Here is a 17488-nt window from a genome sequence, read left to right as displayed (position 1 = left end):
GATTGTGGGGCCCGACGGCCGGTCGATCAAGGCGCCCGCCGCCCTCTCACGGCGTGCCGACGGTGCGCCCGAGGAACGCGAGGAGCCTGCCACGAAACGCCTCGCTCGCGACTCCGGAGACGGCGGCGTGATCGAGCCCCGGCACGAACCAGACCTCGGTCGGTCCACCGGCCGCCCGCGCCATCGCCTCGACGTCGCCCGGCGGCGTGAAGACGTCCGCCCCGCCGCCGATCAGCAGCGTCGGCCCCTGTCGCATCCGCAGGGTCTCGATCGGTGCGATCCGTCGGGGCCACACCCCGTAACGCGGCCATGCTTGGAACGAGAGCAGTGGCTCGAGCATCGCCCCGAGCCACCCCCCGGCAACGAAGGCGGCACGATTGCCGATCGCCCGGCGTATGTCGGGGAAGACACCGATCAGCACCAGCGCCTCCGCCGGCAACGGCCCGTCGCGCCCGACGAGCGCCGCAGCACCCCCGAGCGAGATGCCGACCACGGCGACCGGTGCCCCACCGATCTCCCGCTTCAACCAATCGAAGGCAGCGCGCGCGTCGATCCCCTCGTCGAGCCCGAAAGAGGTCGCTCCCGGCGACGACGCTCCATGACCGCGAAGGTCGATCGTCAGGACCGCATGGCCAGCCGACGCGAGAAACGCGGCGTTGGCCTCGGTCTGCGATCGGTCCGCCCCCAGACCATGGAGCAACAGGACCCCCGGCGCATCCGGACGCCGCCCGGCACGGAAGGTCGCCGCGATCGACCGTCCGTCCCGCGTCTCGAGCATGAATGTGGTCGGCGGCAACGCACCACTACGGGCGTGCACGGTGGCCCCGATCAGCAGCGATCCAGCGCCCCAGACCAACACCAGCCCGACGGCGAGAAGTCCGGCCGAGATCACGAACGCCTTCATGCCGCCCCGAGATCCCCCACCCGCACCACCCGGCAGAAATCCGCCGCCAGCGTCGCGACATGCGCCCGGAAGATCTCTTCCGCCGGGATGATCCCGCCGCCGAGCGCGTCGGGGAGGTCCGAGCAGTCGCAGGCGTCGGCCACCATCACCATCTCCCAGCCCATGTTGGCACCGGTGCGGATGGTGGTCGAGACACACATGTCGGCCGCCCAGCCGAAGCAGACGACGCGCTTCGCCCCCAGCCGGCGCAGACGCAGGTCGAGATCCGTGCCGATGAAGGCGGAATTGACCGACTTCAGAACCAGCGCCTCGCCCTCGCGCGGCTCGAAGCCGGGGCGCAGCGCGTAGCCCGCGTGGCCGGGGCGGAACCAGCTCTTCGGCTCGACCGAGGCATGCTGCACGTGGACAATCGGCAGCCCCTTCTCCCGCCACAGCGCGAGCAGCTTCAGCCCGTTCTCGTCGAGCGCCGGATTGCCGCGGCGCGGCCGGCCGGGCAGGTCGATCGCCTTCTGCATGTCGATGGGAAGAAGCACGGCGCCGTCGAAGTCGAACATGGGGATCTCCTCGTCTCGCACGAAGACTAGCGCGGCCCGCGCCCCACGGCGACCGTCCGCGTGCAGGGCAGACGCGCCCCTTCCCCTCGCCCCGCCGCCGCGCCATGTTGGCCGGACATCCCGAAGGAAAGCCATGCGCAAGCTCGCCCCTCTCCTCCTCGCCGCCCTCCTCGCAGCCGGCACGCCCGCTGCCGCCGCCTCGCTGCCGGCGGTCGAGGGCACGCGCGGCATGGTCGTCTCGGCCGATGCGCTGGCCTCCGAAGTCGGTCGCGACATCCTGGCGGCGGGCGGCAACGCGGTCGACGCGGCGGTGGCGGTCGGCTATGCGCTGGCGGTCGTCGATCCCTGCTGCGGCAACATCGGCGGCGGCGGTTTCCTGACGCTGCGGCTCGCCGGCGGCTCGGCGCATTTCCTCGACTTCCGCGAGACCGCGCCGGCCTCGGCCCATGCCGACATGTATCTCGACGCCGGCGGCGAGCCGATCAAGGACGCGAGCCTCGACGGCTGGCGGGCGAGCGGGGTGCCCGGCACCGTCGCCGGCCTCGACCACGTACTGACCCACTGGGGCACGCTGCCGCGCGACAGGGTCATGGCCCCGGCGATCCGGCTCGCCCGCGAGGGCTTCGTCGTCGGCCGCGCCCGCGCCGACATCCTCGCCCGCGGCGCCCCGCGGCTCGCCCGCGATCCGGAAGCCGCCCGCATCTTCATGGCCCCAGGCGGCGGCCCGCTCGCCCCCGCCGACCGGCTGACCCAGCCCGATCTCGCCGCGACCCTCGAGGCCATCGCGAAGGACGGCCCCGACGCCTTCTATCGCGGTCCGGTGGCGGCCGCCGTCGAACGCGCCATGGTGACGAACGGCGGCACGCTGCGCGCCGCCGACTTCGCCGCCTATGTCGCCAAGGAGCGCGCGCCCGTCCGCTGCAGCCATCGCGACCTCGAACTGATCACCGCCCCGCCGCCGTCGTCCGGCGGCCTCACGCTGTGCCTGATGCTGAACGTGCTGGAAGGCTGGGACCTCGCGGCGTCCGGCTGGCACGGCGCCGAGACCGTCCACCGCATGGTCGAGGCGATGCGCCACGCCTATTTCGACCGCAACCGCCTGCTCGGCGATCCGGACTACGTGGGCATTCCGGCCGAGCGGCTCTTGTCCAAGGACTACGCCGCCGCGCTTCGCGCCCGCATCGAGGCGAAGGGCGTCGAGCCCTCCGCCGGCCTCGGCGACGCGTCCGCCCCGCACGAGAAGCCGGAGACGACGCACTATTCGGTGGTCGACGCCGCCGGCAACGCCGTTGCCGTGACCTACACCGTCAACGGCCTCTTCGGCGCCGCCGTGGTGGCGCCCGGCACCGGCTTCCTCCTCAACGACGAGATGGACGACTTCACGGTGAAGCCGGGTGCGGCCAATCTCTTCGGCCTCGTCCAGGGCGCGAAGAACGCCATCGCGCCCGGCAAGCGCCCGCTCTCGTCGATGACGCCGACCATCGTGACGCGGAACGGCCGGCTCTTCCTGGTGCTCGGCTCACCCGGCGGCTCGCGCATCCCGACGACCGTGATGGAGACCATCCTCAACGTCGCGACCTTCGGCATGCGCCCGCGCGAGGCGGTGAACGCACCGCGCATCCACCACCAATGGCTGCCCGACGTCATCGTCCACGAGCCCTTCGCGCTGTCGCCCGACACGATCGCGCTGCTGAAGGCGCGCGGCTACGCGCTCGCGGCGCAGTCGCCCTGGGGCGCTGCCGGCCTGATCGAGATCGCCCCGCCCGAGGGCGAAGCGGCGACGGCGTCTTCGGGCAACGACGCGGCGCTGTCGGGTGCCCTCACCCCCGGCCACGTCTACGGCGCCAGCGACGACCGTAGGCCTGCGGGTGCCGCGGCGGCGGAGTGAGGGCGGACGAACGAAGGTCCCTCTCGGGAAACCCCGGCGCCCCCGGGAGGTCGAACCTGTCGCGGAGGACCTTCATGCTGAGGTGCCCGGCGCAGCCGGGCCTCGAAGCGCGAAGGCCCGAGAGGCGAGGCCCGTCGTGGCTTCGCCCTTCGAGGCTCGCTCCGCGAGCACCTCAGGGTGAAGCCGAACAGACAGCAGCGAGCCGAAGCCTCGAGATCCCGCCCGAAACGCAAGAGGCCGCCCCGAAGGACGGCCTCTCTATGATCACGACGCCGGAACGTCCGGGCTTGCGCCCGTCACTGCACGCCGAGCTTCTTCTGCAGCGAGGTCGACGAGGTCGTGTACTGGAAGACGATGCGCTTCGACGGATCGACGATCTTCTTCGCCGCCTGCGCCATCAGCGCCGCCTCGTGGAAGCCCGAGAGGATCAGCTTCAGCTTGCCCGGATACCAGTTGATGTCGCCGATGGCGAAGATGCCGGGCTCGTTGGTCTCGAACTTCTCGGTATCGACCGCGATCAGGTTCTCGGTGAGGTTCAGACCCCAGTTGGCGATCGGGCCGAGCTTCATGGTGAGGCCGAAGAACGGCATCATCCGCGTCGCCGGAACGGTGATCGTCGCACCGTCGTTCTTCTTGATCGCCACGCCCGAGAGGTTGGTGCCGTCGCCCTCGAGGCCGGCGACCTGACCGATCACCATGTCGAGCTTGCCCTCGGCGACCAGCCTGCGCATCTGGTCGACCGAATGGGGCGCGCCGCGGAACTCGTCGCGACGGTGGACGATGGTCACCCGCTCGGCGATCGGCTGGAGATTGAGCGTCCAGTCGAGCGCGGAATCGCCGCCGCCGACGATGACGATCTTCTGGTCGCGGAAGGCGTCCATCTTGCGCACGGAATAGAAGACCGAGGTGCCCTCGTAGGTCTCGATGCCGGGCACCGGCGGGCGCTTGGGCTGGAACGAGCCGCCGCCGGCGGCGATCACCACCACCTTGGCCGAGAACTCGGTGCCGGCGTCGGTGCCGACCAGGAACGAGCCGTCGGCCTGCTTCTCCAGCTTCTCGACCTGCTGACCGAAGTGGAAGGTCGGGCCGAAGGGGCGGATCTGCTCCTGCAGCTTGTCGATCAGTTCCTGCGCGCCGATCGTCGGATAGGCCGGGATGTCGTAGATCGGCTTCTCCGGATAGAGCTCGGCGCACTGGCCGCCCGGCTTGTCCAGGATGTCGATCAGATGGCACTTGAGGTCGAGCAGACCCAGTTCGAACACGGCGAAGAGGCCGACGGGGCCCGCTCCGATGATGACGACGTCGGTGGTGATGCGTTCGGACATGGGTCGGTTCCGTGGGGGTTGCGGGCCGCGACGGCCGGAAGACGGGCTCTCGCCGTCTTCCTAGTCCCCGCCGCACGCACCTGACAAGGAAAGCGTTTCCACGCGAGGCCCGCGGCGGCGAAAGTCATGCTCCGCCGGCGGTCACGCCTGCCGCTCGGGGACGTGGACGATCAGGCCGTCGAGGTCCTCGGTGACCTTGATCTGGCAGGACAGACGCGACGTCGGCTGCACCTGCCAGGCGAAGTCGAGCATGTCCTCTTCCATCGGCTGGGGATTGCCGGTGCGGGGGTACCAGGCGTCGTCGACATAGACGTGGCAGGTGGCGCAGGCGCAGGCGCCGCCGCATTCCGCCTCGATGCCGGGCACGCCGGCGCGCACGGCCGTCTCCATGACGGTCGCGCCGATCTCCGCCTCGACGGTGATCTCTTCCTGACGATAGGGAACGAAGGTGATCTTGGTCATGAAGGTCTCGGCGCAGCGTCGGATGGGGCCTGCGCCGGCCGAAATCGCTGCATTTCGGATGTCTTCGGCGGCGCGCGTCCCCACATGGCCGGATCGCGCCCGCCCGTCAAGTCGAAGCGGCGCGTCGCAGCCCGCCGAACCGCCGCGCGGCCCTCGCAATCCCTCAGGCGATCGCGGCGACGAAGGCGCGGACCTCCTCGAAGGCCTCGGCGAGTTCGCCGATCGCGCGGCCTGCGTCCGCGTCGCTCTCGATCGCGTCGGCGAGCCGCGCCATGCGCCCCGCCCCGACGCCGAGCGCCGAACCCTTCAGCCGATGGGCGAGCGCCCGCCGCTCGTCCGCGTCCGAGGCGGCGATGGTCTCGATGAGCACCCGCGACTGGGCGACGAAGAGGCGAAGGATCTCGCGCTCGAGCGCTTCCGAGCCGAAGGTCTGACGGGCCAGATGGACGAGATCGATCGGCGCGGTCCGGTGGCCGGAACGCCTCTCGCCCGTGAACGCCGTGTCGCGCACCGCCGCTTCCATCGCCATGATCGTCCCTCCGGCTCCTCGCCCAGAGCCGAAAGGATGCACCGGCAATCGCCGCCGCCGGGTTAAATCGAGAGGCCTCGACGCCGCCCCGGGGCAACCGATCGGAAACGAAGTAAACGCGAGGTTGACGCGCTTACCCGACGGCAGATCCCGGCCGTTTCGCGTCATCCACTGCTCCGAGGCGCAGAAAGCGTGGTCGGCGTTAACCCTGATGGGCAAAAAACCCCGGCGGCGGTTTCCTATTCGTTAATGTCCCGTTACCATTCAGGAGCGGCATGGACTCTGGAGAGGCGCGTCCCCACACGAGCGGGGGCGACTTTCTTCGACCCCGGAAGACGCGACCGGAACGGGACGAGCGGAGCGGATGCTCGACCCGGATCGGCCACAGGCGATCGACCGAGACCTTGCCCGGAACGTCCGCGGCGGCGCGGGCGACCGGGGTCCGGCAGGTACGGCGTACGGAAACGAGGCACTGACCATCATGGGCACCACTCCCAACAAGTCGATCGATCCCGTCGAGGCGGCACTCTCGGCGGTCGAAGAGGCGCTGAAGCACGATCTCGTCGACCTCGGCGAGACCGCGAGCAGCAGCGCCGCACCGGTCGTCAAACCGGAGCAGCGCGCCGACGCCGCTGCCGAACGCCTCGGCCGCTCGCTGGAGGCCGCCCTCGAAGAACCCACCCCGGCCGCCCGTCCGGTCGCCGAGCCGCGCCGCGCCGCCGAGGCCGCGCCGCAGGCCGCCCCCGGCCTGTCGCAGCCGCGCGCCGCCGCCAACGACGATCGTCGCACCACGCTGACCATCGCCCAGGCACTCGACCGTCGCCCCTCCGGCACGCCCTTCGTCTTCGCCGCCCTCGTCTCGATCGTCTGGATCGCGGTCGCCGGCTGGCTGTTCTGGTCCTTCCTCTCGTCGGTCCCGGCGGCGGAAGGCGGTGCGACGCTGCGCGATCCGCGCGCCATCGCCGCGATCGCCGGCATCGTCCTGCCGGTCCTGCTCGTCTTCGCCTTCGCCACGCTGGTGCGCCGCGCGCAGGAACTGCGCCTCACCGCCCGCTCGATGACCGAGATCGCCCTGCGTCTCGCCGAGCCCGAGACCAACGCCCAGGAAGCCGTCGTGTCGGTCGGTCACGCCATCCGCCGCGAGATGGCGGCGGTCGGCGACGGCCTCGAGCGCGTCGTCGCCCGTGCCGGCGAGATCGAGGTGCTGGTGCACAACGAGGTCTCCCAGCTCGAGCGCGCCTATGGCGAGAACGAGCTGCGCATCCGGTCGCTGATCGAGGAGCTGGTCAACCAGCGCGAGGCGATCGTCAACAATTCCGAGCGCGTCCGCGCCGCCATCACCGGCGCCCACGAGGGCCTGTCGGGCGACCTGCTGTCGACCCGCGAGCGCATCGTCGAGGCCGCGACCGAGGCCTCGCAGCACCTGCTCTCCAACCTCGGCTCCAAGTCCGAGGAGATCAACGCGACGCTCGAGAAGACCGTCGGCAACGTCGTCGAGCAGCTCGGCGGCCAGTCCGGCCGCGTCATCGAGACGCTGACCTCGACCGGCCGTTCGGTCTCCGAGACCATCGCCTCCGCCGGCCAGATGGCGGCCGAGACGCTGTCGGTGAAGGGTTTCGAGCTGACCGACACGCTCAACCGCACCGGCGACGAGCTGATCGCCAACCTGACCGACCGCACCGAACTGCTGACCGAGACCGTCCGCTCGATGGGCGACACGCTGTCGGTCACGCTGGCCGACCGCACCGACCATCTGGTGACGACGCTGGCCGCGCATTCCGAGCAGGTCACCGGCAATCTGTCGAAGACCGGCGCGACGCTGGTCGAGAACCTCTCGGCCACCGGCTCCAGCCTCACCGACAGCCTCGCGGCCACCGGCAACGTCATCGCCGAGACGATCGCCGCCCGCGGCGACGCGGTCAATCAGTCGCTCAAGGTGTCGGCCGTCGAGATCGGCGAACGCCTGTCGAAGACCGGCGGCGAGGTGGTCGATTCGATCTCCGAGCGCGCGGCGGAAGTCGCCGATGCACTGAAGTCGACCGGCCAGTCGCTGGTCGTCGACATGTCGCTGCGCGGCGCCGAGATCACCGACCGGCTCGACGAGACCGGCTCCAAGATCGCCGAGACCATCTCCATCCGCGGCGGCGACCTCGCCGACCGTCTGTCGGAGACCGGCGAGAAGATCTACCAGTCGATCGTCGTCCACGGCTCGGACCTCGAGAACCGCATCGCCGGCACCGGCCGCGAGATCGAAGGCCTGCTGGCGACCCAGTCGGCCAACTTCAAGTCGAGCCTCGAGTCGACGCTGACCTCGGTCGGCTCCGACCTCGCCGGCCGCACCGCCGACCTCGCCGAGCGCCTCGTGCGCGCCGGCACGGAGGCCGCCCATCTGGTCGCCGGCCAGGGCGAACAGGTCGCCGAGCGCATGGCCGACGTCGGCCAGACCATCGCCGGTCAGGTCGACAGCCTGCGCGAGATCGTCGACGTCCGCGCCGCCGGCCTGGTCGAGGCCATCGGCAGCCGCACCGACACCATCCGCGACATCGTCGAGAACCGCCTGACCACCGCCACCGACGTGCTCGACGGCAAGATCGAGGGCCTCACCGAGATGATCGACGGCCGCATCGAGGCCGCCGGCCGCACCATCGGCGAGCGCATCGAGGGCGTCACCCTCGACCTCGACCAGCGCGCCACCGCGCTCGGCGAGACGCTCGACGGCCGCGCCCGCAAGATCGACGAAGCGCTCGACATGCGCGGCCGCATCATCGCCGGCAACCTGATGGATCGCACCCGCGACATCGCCCAGACCTTCATCGACGGTCAGGCGCAGATCTCCGCGGTGTTCGACGATCGCCTGTCCGACGTCGGCCGCACGCTGGCGGCCCGCGCCGACGAGGTCGGCAGCCACCTCGCCGACCGCGTCGCCGAGATCAACGGCACGCTCGGCGCCCGTCTGGTCGAGGTCTCCGGCACGCTCGACGAGAGCGCCCGCCGCATCGAGACCATCGCCACCGAACGCACCGCCGCGATCGCCGAGCAGATCGGCCGCACCACCGCCGAGGCGACCGCCGCTCTCGACGCCCGCACCGCGCACGTCGCCGAGGCGATCGGCCGCACCGCGGCCGAGGCGACCGCCGTCCTCGACGAACGCACCGCCTTCATCGCCGAGACCATCGGCCGCACCACCGCGGAGGCGACCGCCGCCCTCGACGCCCGCACCGCCAACCTCGACCGCATCGTCGGCGACCGCCTCGAGGGCGTCGCCTCGGCGCTCGCCGAGGAATCGCAGCGCATCACCCATCAGATCGCCGGCACGCTGGAAGGCGCCGCCCGTCACGTCGCCGACGCCACCCAGGCGCTCGAGCACGTCGTGGTCGGTCGCGCCGGCGACATCGTCGGCGAACTCGACGCCCGCACCCAGGCGATCGCCGAACTGGTCGAGACCCGCGGCGGCCAGCTCACCGAGACCCTCGCCCAGCGCACCGCCGAACTCGCCGGTCGCGCCGAGAGCGCCTCGAACCTGCTGTCTCAGGCGATCGACGGCAAGGTCGGCGAGATCGAGCAGCGCATCGATCAGGCCCGCGGCATCATCGTCGAGGCGCTGGATCGCAAGGGCCGCGACCTCACCGAGGCCGTCGCCCGCCAGGGCATCGAGGCCACCCGCGTCGTCTCCGACGTGCGCGAGCGCCTGAGCCAGGACGTCGGCACCCTGCTGGAGCGCCTGACCGAGGCCAATCTCACGCTGCACGGCGTGATGAACCGCGCGGCCGAGAACCTCGACCTCGTCGAGAAGAACCTCGGCGGCCGCACCGACGAGGCGCGCATGGTGCTCGAGCGCACGCTCGGCGAGACCCGCAGCGTGACCGAGGCGATGGCCGGCCAGATCGCCACGCTGAAGGACAGCGTGATGGGCGACGTCTCCGAGCTCGCCCTGCGCTTCGAGACCCAGACCCGCACGCTCAACGACGCCGTCCATCTCATCGGCGAGGCCAACCGCGCCCTCGAGACCACCGTCGAGGAGCGCCGTCAGGCGCTGGAGAGCCTCGCCACCGGCCTGTTCGAGAAGACCCGTTCGGTCGAAGGCCTGATGAACGGCTTCACCAGCCTCATCGCCGACACGCTGAATGCCGCCGAGACGCGGGCCCGCGACGTCGGTGCCGCCCTCACCTCCTCCGCCGACGAGGCGATGCATCGCGTCGTCTCGCAGCTGGAGACGATGCGCACCACCGCCGGCACCGAAGGCCAGCGCTCGGCCGAGGCCCTGCGCACCGCCCAGGAGGCGATGATCGGCGAGATGACGCGTGCGGTCTCCGAGACCACCGCCCGCTTCGCCGACGCCACCGAGAAGATGCGGGAGGCCGCCCGCATCATGCAGGCCGAACTCGAGGCCACCCGCGGCGAGCTGCGTCGCGGCGTCCTCGAATTGCCGGAAGAGACCGAGAAGTCGACCGCCAACCTGCGCCGCATCGTCACCGACCAGCTGCGCGCCCTGTCGGAACTGTCGAGCCTCGTCGGCCGTCAGAACGCCCATCTCGACGTCTCGCGCACCACCCCGCCGGCGGCCCGCGCCGCCGCGCCGGCGCCCGCTCCGACACCTGCGCCGGTGGCCGAACCGTCGCGCTGGGAGGCCCCGCGCCGTCCCGCCGCCGCGGCGGTCGCCGAGAGCCAGTGGAACGAACCGCGTCGTGCCGAACCGGCGCCCGCGCCGCAGCCGCCCGCCTACGGCAGCTACGCCCGTCCCGCCCCGGCCCCGGCACCGACGCCCGCCGCCGAGGAGACCGCCGAGGCCGGTCGCGGCGGCTGGGTCTCCGACCTGCTGCGCCGCGCCTCGCGCGACGAGGAACCGGCCGCCCAGTCCTGGGGTCGCGGCGCCGCCGCCTCCACCGGCGACAATCTGAACGCACTCGCCGGCGACATCGCCCGCGGCATCGACGACGCCGCCTATGTCGACGCGTGGGAGCGTCACGATCGCGGCGAACGCGCCGCCTTCTCCCGCCGTCTCTACACGGTGCAGGGTCAGCAGACCTTCGAGGAGATCCGTCGCAAGTACCAGCGCGACACCGACTTCCGCACCGCCGTCGACCGCTACGTCGGCGACTTCGAGACGCTGCTCGACGATGCCGGCCGCTCGCGCGATCCCGACGTCGCCCGCACCTACCTCGCCTCGGACACGGGCAAGGTCTACACCATGTTCGCCCACGTCGCCGGCCGCCTCGGCTGAGCGCGACGACGGGTGGCACCGCGAGATCGAGAGGGAGGGCCCCGTGCCCTCCCTCTTTCGTTTCGGCGGCATGCGGCGCTCACGCGGCCGCGGCGACGCGGCACCGCGCGCCCTCCCCGGCCCCTCTTGCCATTCGCCGACCGCTCCCTATCCTGCGCCGCGTTCGGCGCGGGCGGGTCCGCGCCGCCGGCCGACCGGCCGAGGCACGAGAGCTGAACCGCGGATGTCCTTCGAGCGCCACGTCCTTCCGACCGAGACCTTCACGGTCGCCGAATCCCGTCGTCTCGACGATGCCCCGCTGTTCGCGCGTCCCGCCGGCGACTTCGTCTCCGAAGGCGAGATCCGCACCTATCGCGGCGTGAAGGCGACCGGCGAGGGCTTCCTCTTCCGCGGCTTCCGGCCGATGGTCGAATCGAGCGTCGGCGCCCGTCTGACCGCGAAGAACCACGTCGGCCTCGACTGGTCGAACCTCGCCGAGGCGATCCTCGGCGTGCGCTGGTCCTATTTCCGCGCCGCGATGAAGGCGAGCCTGCGCTCGCTCTTCGACACGAGCCCGCAGGCCCGCGGCGGCTGGGCGACCAACGGCTGGGCGGCGAACTACTATCACTGGTTCTGCGAGGTCCTGCCGAAGATCCTGCTCCTGAAGGAATTCGAACCCGACCTGCCGATCCTGCTGCCGCAGGGCCTTGCCCGGTGGGTCTTCGTCGGCGCCTCGCTGCGCCTCCTCGGCATCGACGACGTCGTCTGGGTCCCCGCCGGCCGTTCACTGAAGGTCGCCCGCCTGTCGGTGCCGACCGAACTCGCCCCCAGCGCCCGCCAGCGCGCCGATCTGATGGGCGTCATCGGCAGCCGCATCGCCGCCGCCGTGCGCCGCGAACGCGGCCTCGCCGACGTCCCCGAGGCACCGAAGAGCAAGGTCTTCGTCAGCCGCGCCGCCGCCGACAAGCGCAAGTTCGTCAACGAGGACGCGATCACCGGCACGCTTCGTGCCGCCGGCTACGCCGTCGTCCAGATGGAGAAGCTGTCGTTCGAAGATCAGGTGCTGACGCTGGCGAACGCCTCGCACCTCGTCTCGATGCACGGCGCGGGCCTCACCAACATGATGTTCATGCCGGCCGGCGCCTCGGTTCTCGAGTTCCGCGTGCCCGAGAACCCGGACTGTTTCGTCGCCCTCGCCGCCGCCTGCGGCCACCGCCACTGGTCGGCCTCGCCCGGCGCGCCGGACGTCGGCTCCTCGGCGCATCTGGCGAACTACGTCGCCGATCCCGCCCGCTTCGCCGCCGTGCTCGAGACCTTCGACCGCGGGTGACATCCGGCGTACGGCGCTCCAACCCTTTGCTTCTGTTCGGCTTCACCCTGAGGTGCCCGGCTGAAAGCCGGGCCTCGAAGGGCGAAGTCGTCGACGGGCCTTGCCACTCGGCCCTTCGCCCTTCGAGGCTCGCTTCGCGAGCACCTCAGGATGAAGGACCTCCGCGACAGACCGAGAGGGTCGGAACTTCGTGCGTTCGGTGTGAGGCCTGCCCCTCAGCGCGGCAGCGCGTCGGCGGGGGAGCCCTTCAGCAGCGCGTCGAAATAGGCGATCGTCCGCGTCAGACCCTCGCGCAGGTCGATCGTCGGCGCCCAGCCGAGCGTCTCGCGCGCCACCGTGATGTCCGGCCGGCGCTGCATCGGATCGTCCTGCGGCAGCGGCTGGAACAAGAGCTTCGACTTCGCGCCGGTCAGCTCGATCACCTGCTCGGCCAGCTGGCGGATGGTGAACTCGCCCGGATTGCCGATGTTGATCGGCCCGGTGACGTCGTCGCCGGTGTCCATCATCCGGATCATCGCCTCGATCAGATCGTCGCGATAGCAGAAGGAGCGCGTCTGCAGCCCCTCGCCGAAGATGGTGATGTCCTCGCCGCGCAGCGCCTGGACGATGAAGTTGGAGACGACGCGGCCGTCGTTCGGGTGCATCCGCGGCCCGTAGGTGTTGAAGATGCGGACGACCTTGATCCGGAGCCTGTGCTGACGGTGATAGTCGAAGAACAGCGTCTCGGCGCAGCGCTTGCCCTCGTCGTAGCACGAGCGGATGCCGATCGGATTGACGTTACCCCAGTAGCCCTCGACCTGCGGATGGACCGCCGGGTCGCCGTAGACCTCCGAGGTCGAGGCCTGGAGGATCTTGGCGCGCAGCCGCTTGGCCAGCCCCAGCATGTTGATGGCGCCGTGGACGCTGGTCTTGGTCGTCTGCACCGGATCGTGCTGGTAGTGGACCGGCGAGGCCGGGCAGGCGAGATTGTAGATCTCGTCGACCTCGACGTAGAGCGGGAAGCAGACGTCGTGGCGCATCAGCTCGAAGCGCGGATGGCCGAGCAGATGTTCGACGTTGCGCCGGGTGCCCGTGTAGAAATTGTCGACGCAGAGCACCTCGTCGCCGCGCTCGAGCAGGCGCTCCACCAGATGGGAGCCGAGGAAGCCGGCGCCGCCGGTCACGAGGATGCGTCTGGTCATGGCTTCACGTCCGTTCCGCGAGCACCCGCCCGCCCTGGTCTCGATGGCTGAGGCCCCGCGCCTCGACGAGACACGGTTTCGCGGCTAAACGAGAGCCGCCGGCGCCGACGGGAGGCGCGCCGAACGAACGCGCAACGCAGCCGTCCGTTCGTGCCGCACCCGTCCGACACGGTTCCGTCACGCGCACTCATTACGGCTGCGGTGAAGGTTCGGCAAGGGACGCAGCCGGAAGGATCGCGCATGAAGATCACCGTCGTGGGGGCAGGTTACGTCGGCCTGTCGAATGCCATTCTGCTGGCCCGCAACTCCGACGTGGTGCTGCTCGACGTCGACGCCGCCCGCATCGCCCGCATCGCCGCCGGCCAGTCGCCGCTGCGCGACGCCGAGGTCGAGGCGGCGCTGGCCGCCGGCATCCCGCGCCTGACCGCCACCACCGACGCGAGCCTCGCCTACGACGCCCCCGACTTCGTCGTGGTGGCGACCCCGACCGACTACGATCCGGTCAACGACCATTTCGACACCTCGACCGTCGAGGCGGTGATCGCCGAGACCCGCGACCGCGCGCCGCATGCCGCGGTGATCGTCAAGTCGACCATCCCCGTCGGCTTCACCGAGCGCATGCGCCGCCTGCACGGCACCGAGGCGATCGTCTTCTCGCCCGAGTTCCTGCGCGAGGGTCGGGCGCTGATCGACAATCTCCACCCCTCGCGCATCGTCGTCGGCGACCGCGGCGAGATCGGCCGCACCTTCGGCGGCCTGCTCGAGGCCGGTGCCGAGAAGAAGAACGTCGCCGTGGTGCTGACCGGCTCGACGGAGGCGGAGGCGATCAAGCTCTTCGCCAACACCTATCTCGCGATGCGCATCGCCTTCTTCAACGAGCTCGACACGTTCGCGCTGACCCGCGGCCTGGACACCGCGACGATCGTCACCGGCGTCGGCCTCGATCCGCGCATCGGCGACCACTACAACAACCCGTCCTTCGGCTACGGCGGCTATTGCCTGCCCAAGGACACCAAGCAGCTGCTCGCCAACTACCGCGACGTGCCGCAGAGCCTGATCCGGGCGATCGTCGATTCCAACTCGACCCGCAAGGACTTCATCGCCTCCGAGATTCTCGCCCGCCGCCCGCGCACCGTCGGCATCTACCGCCTGACGATGAAGTCGGCCTCCGACAACTTCCGCTCCTCCGCCGTGCAGGGCGTGATGAAGCGGATCAAGGCCAAGGGCATCGAGGTGCTGGTCCACGAGCCGACGCTGTCGGAGCCGACCTTCTTCAACTCGCCGGTGGTCCGCGACCTCGCCGAGTTCAAGGCGCGCTGCGACGTGATCGTCGCCAACCGCCGCGACGCCGCCCTCGACGACGTCGCCGACAAGATCTTCACGCGGGATCTGTTCGGGCGGGACTGAGGGCCGAATCGAGAGAGCAAGAAGCAGCGAGCCGGATCACGCCGCGCGGCGAACCCGCGTGCGGGAACGGCCATGCGTCGACGAACGCGCGATGCGCGGGCGAAGTCGTGATCGTCGGGAGGGGAGATGGTGCTGCGAGAGAGGATTGAACTCTCGACCTCTCCCTTACCAAGGGAGTGCTCTACCACTGAGCTACCGCAGCGTACCGTCGTTCGAGGAAGCGGCGTTTCCGCCCGGCGACCTCGCGCGGCCCGCTATGTGCCACAGCCGCTCCCCCGTTGCAAGCCTTCCGGCACGCGAAATCGTCGCCGCGCGAAATGCCGCCGCGAGCCGCCGTTTCTCCGGTGGAAAACACCCCGCCCCCTCCCCCGTCCGCATGCGGGCACGACCGCGAAGCCCCCTCGCCGACCCCGCGCCCATCGCTCCGCCCCACGCTTCGCCCGGCTTGCCGCCGCGCCGCGCCTCGGGCAGGATGCCGCCATGTCCGAAGACGCCGACAAGACCCGCCCCGCCCCGACGGCCGCCGAACTGCGCGCCGAACGCCTCGCCGCCGAACTGCGCGCCAACCTGCGCCGTCGCAAGGAACAGGCGCGCGGGAGACGCGACGCGGTGGGCGAGGCGGCCGGAAACGACGCCTCCGACGCGGACTGATCGGTCGCGGGCGGCCTCCACGATCTCGCCGGAATTCACCACGACCTTGCGCGCCGGTGCTTTGCCGGGCGCGCTTCGCTTGCCCCCCGATCCGGGAGGCATTAAGGGAAGCGCACGCAGGAGGAGCGCGAGGCGCGAGGCGCCGCGGCGGCGGCAGACATTCCCGCGCATACGCGAAGGACAGGTCACATGGACAAGATCCGCATCGTCGGCGGCAATCGGCTCGAAGGCATCATTCCGATCTCGGGCGCGAAGAACGCGGCGCTGCCGCTGATCATCGCCTCGCTGCTCACCGACGAGCGTCTGACCCTCGAGAACGTGCCGCGCCTGCGCGACGTCTCGCTGCTCACCCGGATCCTCACCAATCACGGCGTCGACTATTCGCTGAACGGCAAGCGCCCGGGCGAGGACCACCTCGCCGGCCAGACCATTCACCTGACCGCCCGCCACATCGTCGACACCCGCGCGCCCTACGAGCTGGTCAGCCAGATGCGCGCCTCCTTCTGGGTGATCGGCCCGCTGCTCGCCCGCTGCCACGAGGCCAAGGTGTCGCTGCCCGGCGGCTGCGCCATCGGCACCCGCCCGGTCGATCTCTTCATCGAGGGCCTGCAGGCGCTCGGCGCCCAGATCGAGATCGAGGCCGGCTATGCCGTCTCCAAGGCCCCCGGCGGGCTCAAGGGCGCCCGCTACGTCTTCCCGAAGGTCTCGGTCGGCGCCACCCACACGCTGATGATGGCGGCGACGCTGGCCAAGGGCGAGACCGTGCTCGAGAACGCCGCCCGCGAGCCGGAAGTGGTCGATCTCGCCGCCTGCCTCGTCGCCATGGGCGCGAAGATCACCGGCGCCGGCACCTCGACCATCCGCATCGAGGGCGTCGAGCGTCTTCATGGCGCCACCCACCGCGTCGTGCCCGACCGTATCGAGACCGGCACCTATGCCATGGCCGTGGCGATGACCGGCGGCGACGTGTTGCTGACCGACACCTCGGCCGACCTCCTCCGCAACGCTCTCGACGTGCTCGCCGCCACCGGCACCACGGTCGAGGTGCGCGCCGACGGCATCCGCATCGCCCGCGGCGACGGGCCGATCCTGCCGGTCGACGTCACGACCGAGCCCTTCCCCGGCTTCCCGACCGACCTCCAGGCCCAGTTCATGGCGCTGATGACGCGGTCGAACGGCGTGTCGAAGATCACCGAGACGATCTTCGAGAACCGCTTCATGCACGTCGCCGAACTCGCCCGCCTCGGCGCCCGGATCGAGATCGACGGCCGCACCGCCAAGGTCACCGGCGTGCCGCGCCTCGTCGGCGCCCCCGTCATGGCGACCGACTTGCGCGCCTCGGTGTCGCTGGTCATCGGCGGCCTCGTCGCCGAGGGCGAGACCATCGTCTCCCGCGTCTACCATCTCGATCGCGGCTTCGAACGCCTCGAGGAGAAGCTCGGCCGCTGCGGCGCGATCGTCGAGCGCATCTCCGGCGAAGGCATGCGCTGATCGCCGGGTTGCGCGTGGCGGTCTCCGTCCCCATATCGGCCGGAGACCCCCGCGCTCCCGATACCGGAAACCGATCATGCCCGACCTGAAGATCGTTGCCCTCGACGCCGAAGATCTCGAGATCGTCTCGGCGCAGGTGCAGGACGCCGTCCTCAAGGTCGGCGACATCCATTGGCGCGCCGACGAGAAGCGCCTCGTGGTGGCGCTCAACCGCTTCGTCTGGGAAAGCGCGCTCGGCACCCGCACCCGGACCTTCGAGCGCCGCCGCGCCGTGCTCCATCTCGCCCGCGTCACCCGCGTCCAGGCGCAGCACCTCTCGCCCGGCAGGCCCGACGCGGTGCTGGAGCTCCTCGCCGTGCGCTTCGTGCCCACCGACGAGCCCTCGGGCTTCGTCGAACTGGTCTTCGCCGGCGGCGCCACCCTGCGCGCCGAGGTCGAATGCCTGGAAGTCGGCCTCGGCGATCTCGGCGCCGCCTGGTCGACCGCGAGCTGCCCCGACCACGGCGCGTGAACGGCTGACCGTCGGCGCCGCCCGCCCCCGCGACGCGGCAATTCCTTGCCCCGCC

The 17488-nt window shown here is 70.8% G+C and carries 13 protein-coding genes and 1 tRNA gene; 7 read left to right on the top strand and 7 right to left on the bottom strand.

Annotated features, from left to right (window positions below; genetic code table 11):
• Nucleotides 1-46 precede the first annotated feature (46 nt).
• Complete coding sequence (locus ACT541_RS15375; RefSeq protein WP_476137962.1) at nt 47-904, bottom strand: alpha/beta hydrolase; 858 nt, start codon at nt 902-904, stop codon at nt 47-49.
• Nucleotides 901-1458 (bottom strand): cysteine hydrolase family protein, encoded by a 558-nt coding sequence (locus tag ACT541_RS15370; protein WP_476137961.1) that lies wholly within the window; start codon nt 1456-1458, stop codon nt 901-903. Before ACT541_RS15370 ends, ACT541_RS15375 begins: the two co-directional genes overlap by 4 nt.
• Before the next feature lie 133 nt (nt 1459-1591).
• Between ACT541_RS15370 and ggt the strand changes: the two genes are divergently transcribed.
• Nucleotides 1592-3346, top strand: coding sequence for a gamma-glutamyltransferase (ggt, locus tag ACT541_RS15365; RefSeq protein ID WP_476137960.1), 1755 nt, complete (start codon nt 1592-1594; stop codon nt 3344-3346).
• A 296-nt stretch (nt 3347-3642) separates the two neighbouring features.
• Here the strand turns inward: ggt and ACT541_RS15360 are convergent, their stop codons facing one another.
• From ACT541_RS15360 to ACT541_RS15350, 3 genes are all read right to left on the bottom strand, one after another.
• Nucleotides 3643-4671: an NAD(P)/FAD-dependent oxidoreductase gene (locus tag ACT541_RS15360; protein WP_476137959.1), complete on the bottom strand. Its 1029-nt coding sequence runs from the start codon at nt 4669-4671 to the stop codon at nt 3643-3645.
• A gap of 141 nt (nt 4672-4812) precedes the next feature.
• Nucleotides 4813-5133 (bottom strand): 2Fe-2S iron-sulfur cluster-binding protein, encoded by a 321-nt coding sequence (locus ACT541_RS15355; protein ID WP_476137958.1) that lies wholly within the window; start codon nt 5131-5133, stop codon nt 4813-4815.
• A gap of 163 nt (nt 5134-5296) precedes the next feature.
• Nucleotides 5297-5662: an Hpt domain-containing protein gene (locus ACT541_RS15350; RefSeq protein WP_476137957.1), complete on the bottom strand. Its 366-nt coding sequence runs from the start codon at nt 5660-5662 to the stop codon at nt 5297-5299.
• Between the two features lie 481 nt (nt 5663-6143).
• Between ACT541_RS15350 and ACT541_RS15345 the strand changes: the two genes are divergently transcribed.
• Nucleotides 6144-10883, top strand: coding sequence for an apolipoprotein A-IV repeat region-like domain-containing protein (locus ACT541_RS15345; RefSeq protein ID WP_476137956.1), 4740 nt, complete (start codon nt 6144-6146; stop codon nt 10881-10883).
• Between the two features lie 223 nt (nt 10884-11106).
• Entirely contained in the window at nt 11107-12192 is a 1086-nt protein-coding gene (locus tag ACT541_RS15340) for a glycosyltransferase family 61 protein (RefSeq protein ID WP_476137955.1), read from the top strand.
• Nucleotides 12193-12407: 215 nt separating this feature from the next.
• Here the strand turns inward: ACT541_RS15340 and ACT541_RS15335 are convergent, their stop codons facing one another.
• The gene (locus ACT541_RS15335; protein ID WP_476137954.1) at nt 12408-13373 is read right to left on the bottom strand and encodes a UDP-glucuronic acid decarboxylase family protein; all 966 of its coding nucleotides are present in this window, start codon (nt 13371-13373) and stop codon (nt 12408-12410) included.
• Nucleotides 13374-13613: 240 nt separating this feature from the next.
• Here ACT541_RS15335 and ACT541_RS15330 point away from each other — a divergent pair, with 240 nt between their 5' ends.
• The gene (locus ACT541_RS15330; RefSeq protein ID WP_476137953.1) at nt 13614-14780 is read left to right on the top strand and encodes a nucleotide sugar dehydrogenase; all 1167 of its coding nucleotides are present in this window, start codon (nt 13614-13616) and stop codon (nt 14778-14780) included.
• 127 nt (nt 14781-14907) lie between these two features.
• On the opposite strand, the gene ACT541_RS15325 is transcribed toward ACT541_RS15330, so the two are convergent.
• Nucleotides 14908-14982, bottom strand: a tRNA-Thr gene (locus ACT541_RS15325).
• A 278-nt stretch (nt 14983-15260) separates the two neighbouring features.
• Here ACT541_RS15325 and ACT541_RS15320 point away from each other — a divergent pair.
• The 3 genes from ACT541_RS15320 to ACT541_RS15310 all read left to right on the top strand — a co-directional run bounded on the left by ACT541_RS15320 (nt 15261) and on the right by ACT541_RS15310 (nt 17433).
• Complete coding sequence (locus ACT541_RS15320) at nt 15261-15431, top strand: hypothetical protein (RefSeq protein ID WP_476137952.1); 171 nt, start codon at nt 15261-15263, stop codon at nt 15429-15431.
• A gap of 189 nt (nt 15432-15620) precedes the next feature.
• Nucleotides 15621-16922 (top strand): UDP-N-acetylglucosamine 1-carboxyvinyltransferase, encoded by a 1302-nt coding sequence (gene murA, locus ACT541_RS15315; protein WP_476137951.1) that lies wholly within the window; start codon nt 15621-15623, stop codon nt 16920-16922.
• 76 nt (nt 16923-16998) lie between these two features.
• A complete protein-coding gene (locus ACT541_RS15310; protein ID WP_476137950.1) occupies nt 16999-17433 on the top strand; it encodes a DUF2948 family protein in 435 nt (144 codons plus the stop codon).
• Nucleotides 17434-17488: the final 55 nt, after the last annotated feature.

It is taken from the genome of Pinisolibacter sp. DMC100 (assembly GCF_056313705.1).
This window is presented reverse-complemented; position numbering and strand designations above follow the sequence as displayed.

Coding starts and splice junctions, on each gene's coding strand:
- ACT541_RS15375 (WP_476137962.1), bottom strand. CDS start 904: ATGAAGGCGTTCGTGATCTCGGCCGGACTTCTCGCCGTCGGGCTGGTG.
- ACT541_RS15370 (WP_476137961.1), bottom strand. CDS start 1,458: ATGTTCGACTTCGACGGCGCCGTGCTTCTTCCCATCGACATGCAGAAG.
- ggt (WP_476137960.1), top strand. CDS start 1,592: ATGCGCAAGCTCGCCCCTCTCCTCCTCGCCGCCCTCCTCGCAGCCGGC.
- ACT541_RS15360 (WP_476137959.1), bottom strand. CDS start 4,671: ATGTCCGAACGCATCACCACCGACGTCGTCATCATCGGAGCGGGCCCC.
- ACT541_RS15355 (WP_476137958.1), bottom strand. CDS start 5,133: ATGACCAAGATCACCTTCGTTCCCTATCGTCAGGAAGAGATCACCGTC.
- ACT541_RS15350 (WP_476137957.1), bottom strand. CDS start 5,662: ATGGCGATGGAAGCGGCGGTGCGCGACACGGCGTTCACGGGCGAGAGG.
- ACT541_RS15345 (WP_476137956.1), top strand. CDS start 6,144: ATGGGCACCACTCCCAACAAGTCGATCGATCCCGTCGAGGCGGCACTC.
- ACT541_RS15340 (WP_476137955.1), top strand. CDS start 11,107: ATGTCCTTCGAGCGCCACGTCCTTCCGACCGAGACCTTCACGGTCGCC.
- ACT541_RS15335 (WP_476137954.1), bottom strand. CDS start 13,373: ATGACCAGACGCATCCTCGTGACCGGCGGCGCCGGCTTCCTCGGCTCC.
- ACT541_RS15330 (WP_476137953.1), top strand. CDS start 13,614: ATGAAGATCACCGTCGTGGGGGCAGGTTACGTCGGCCTGTCGAATGCC.
- ACT541_RS15320 (WP_476137952.1), top strand. CDS start 15,261: ATGTCCGAAGACGCCGACAAGACCCGCCCCGCCCCGACGGCCGCCGAA.
- murA (WP_476137951.1), top strand. CDS start 15,621: ATGGACAAGATCCGCATCGTCGGCGGCAATCGGCTCGAAGGCATCATT.
- ACT541_RS15310 (WP_476137950.1), top strand. CDS start 16,999: ATGCCCGACCTGAAGATCGTTGCCCTCGACGCCGAAGATCTCGAGATC.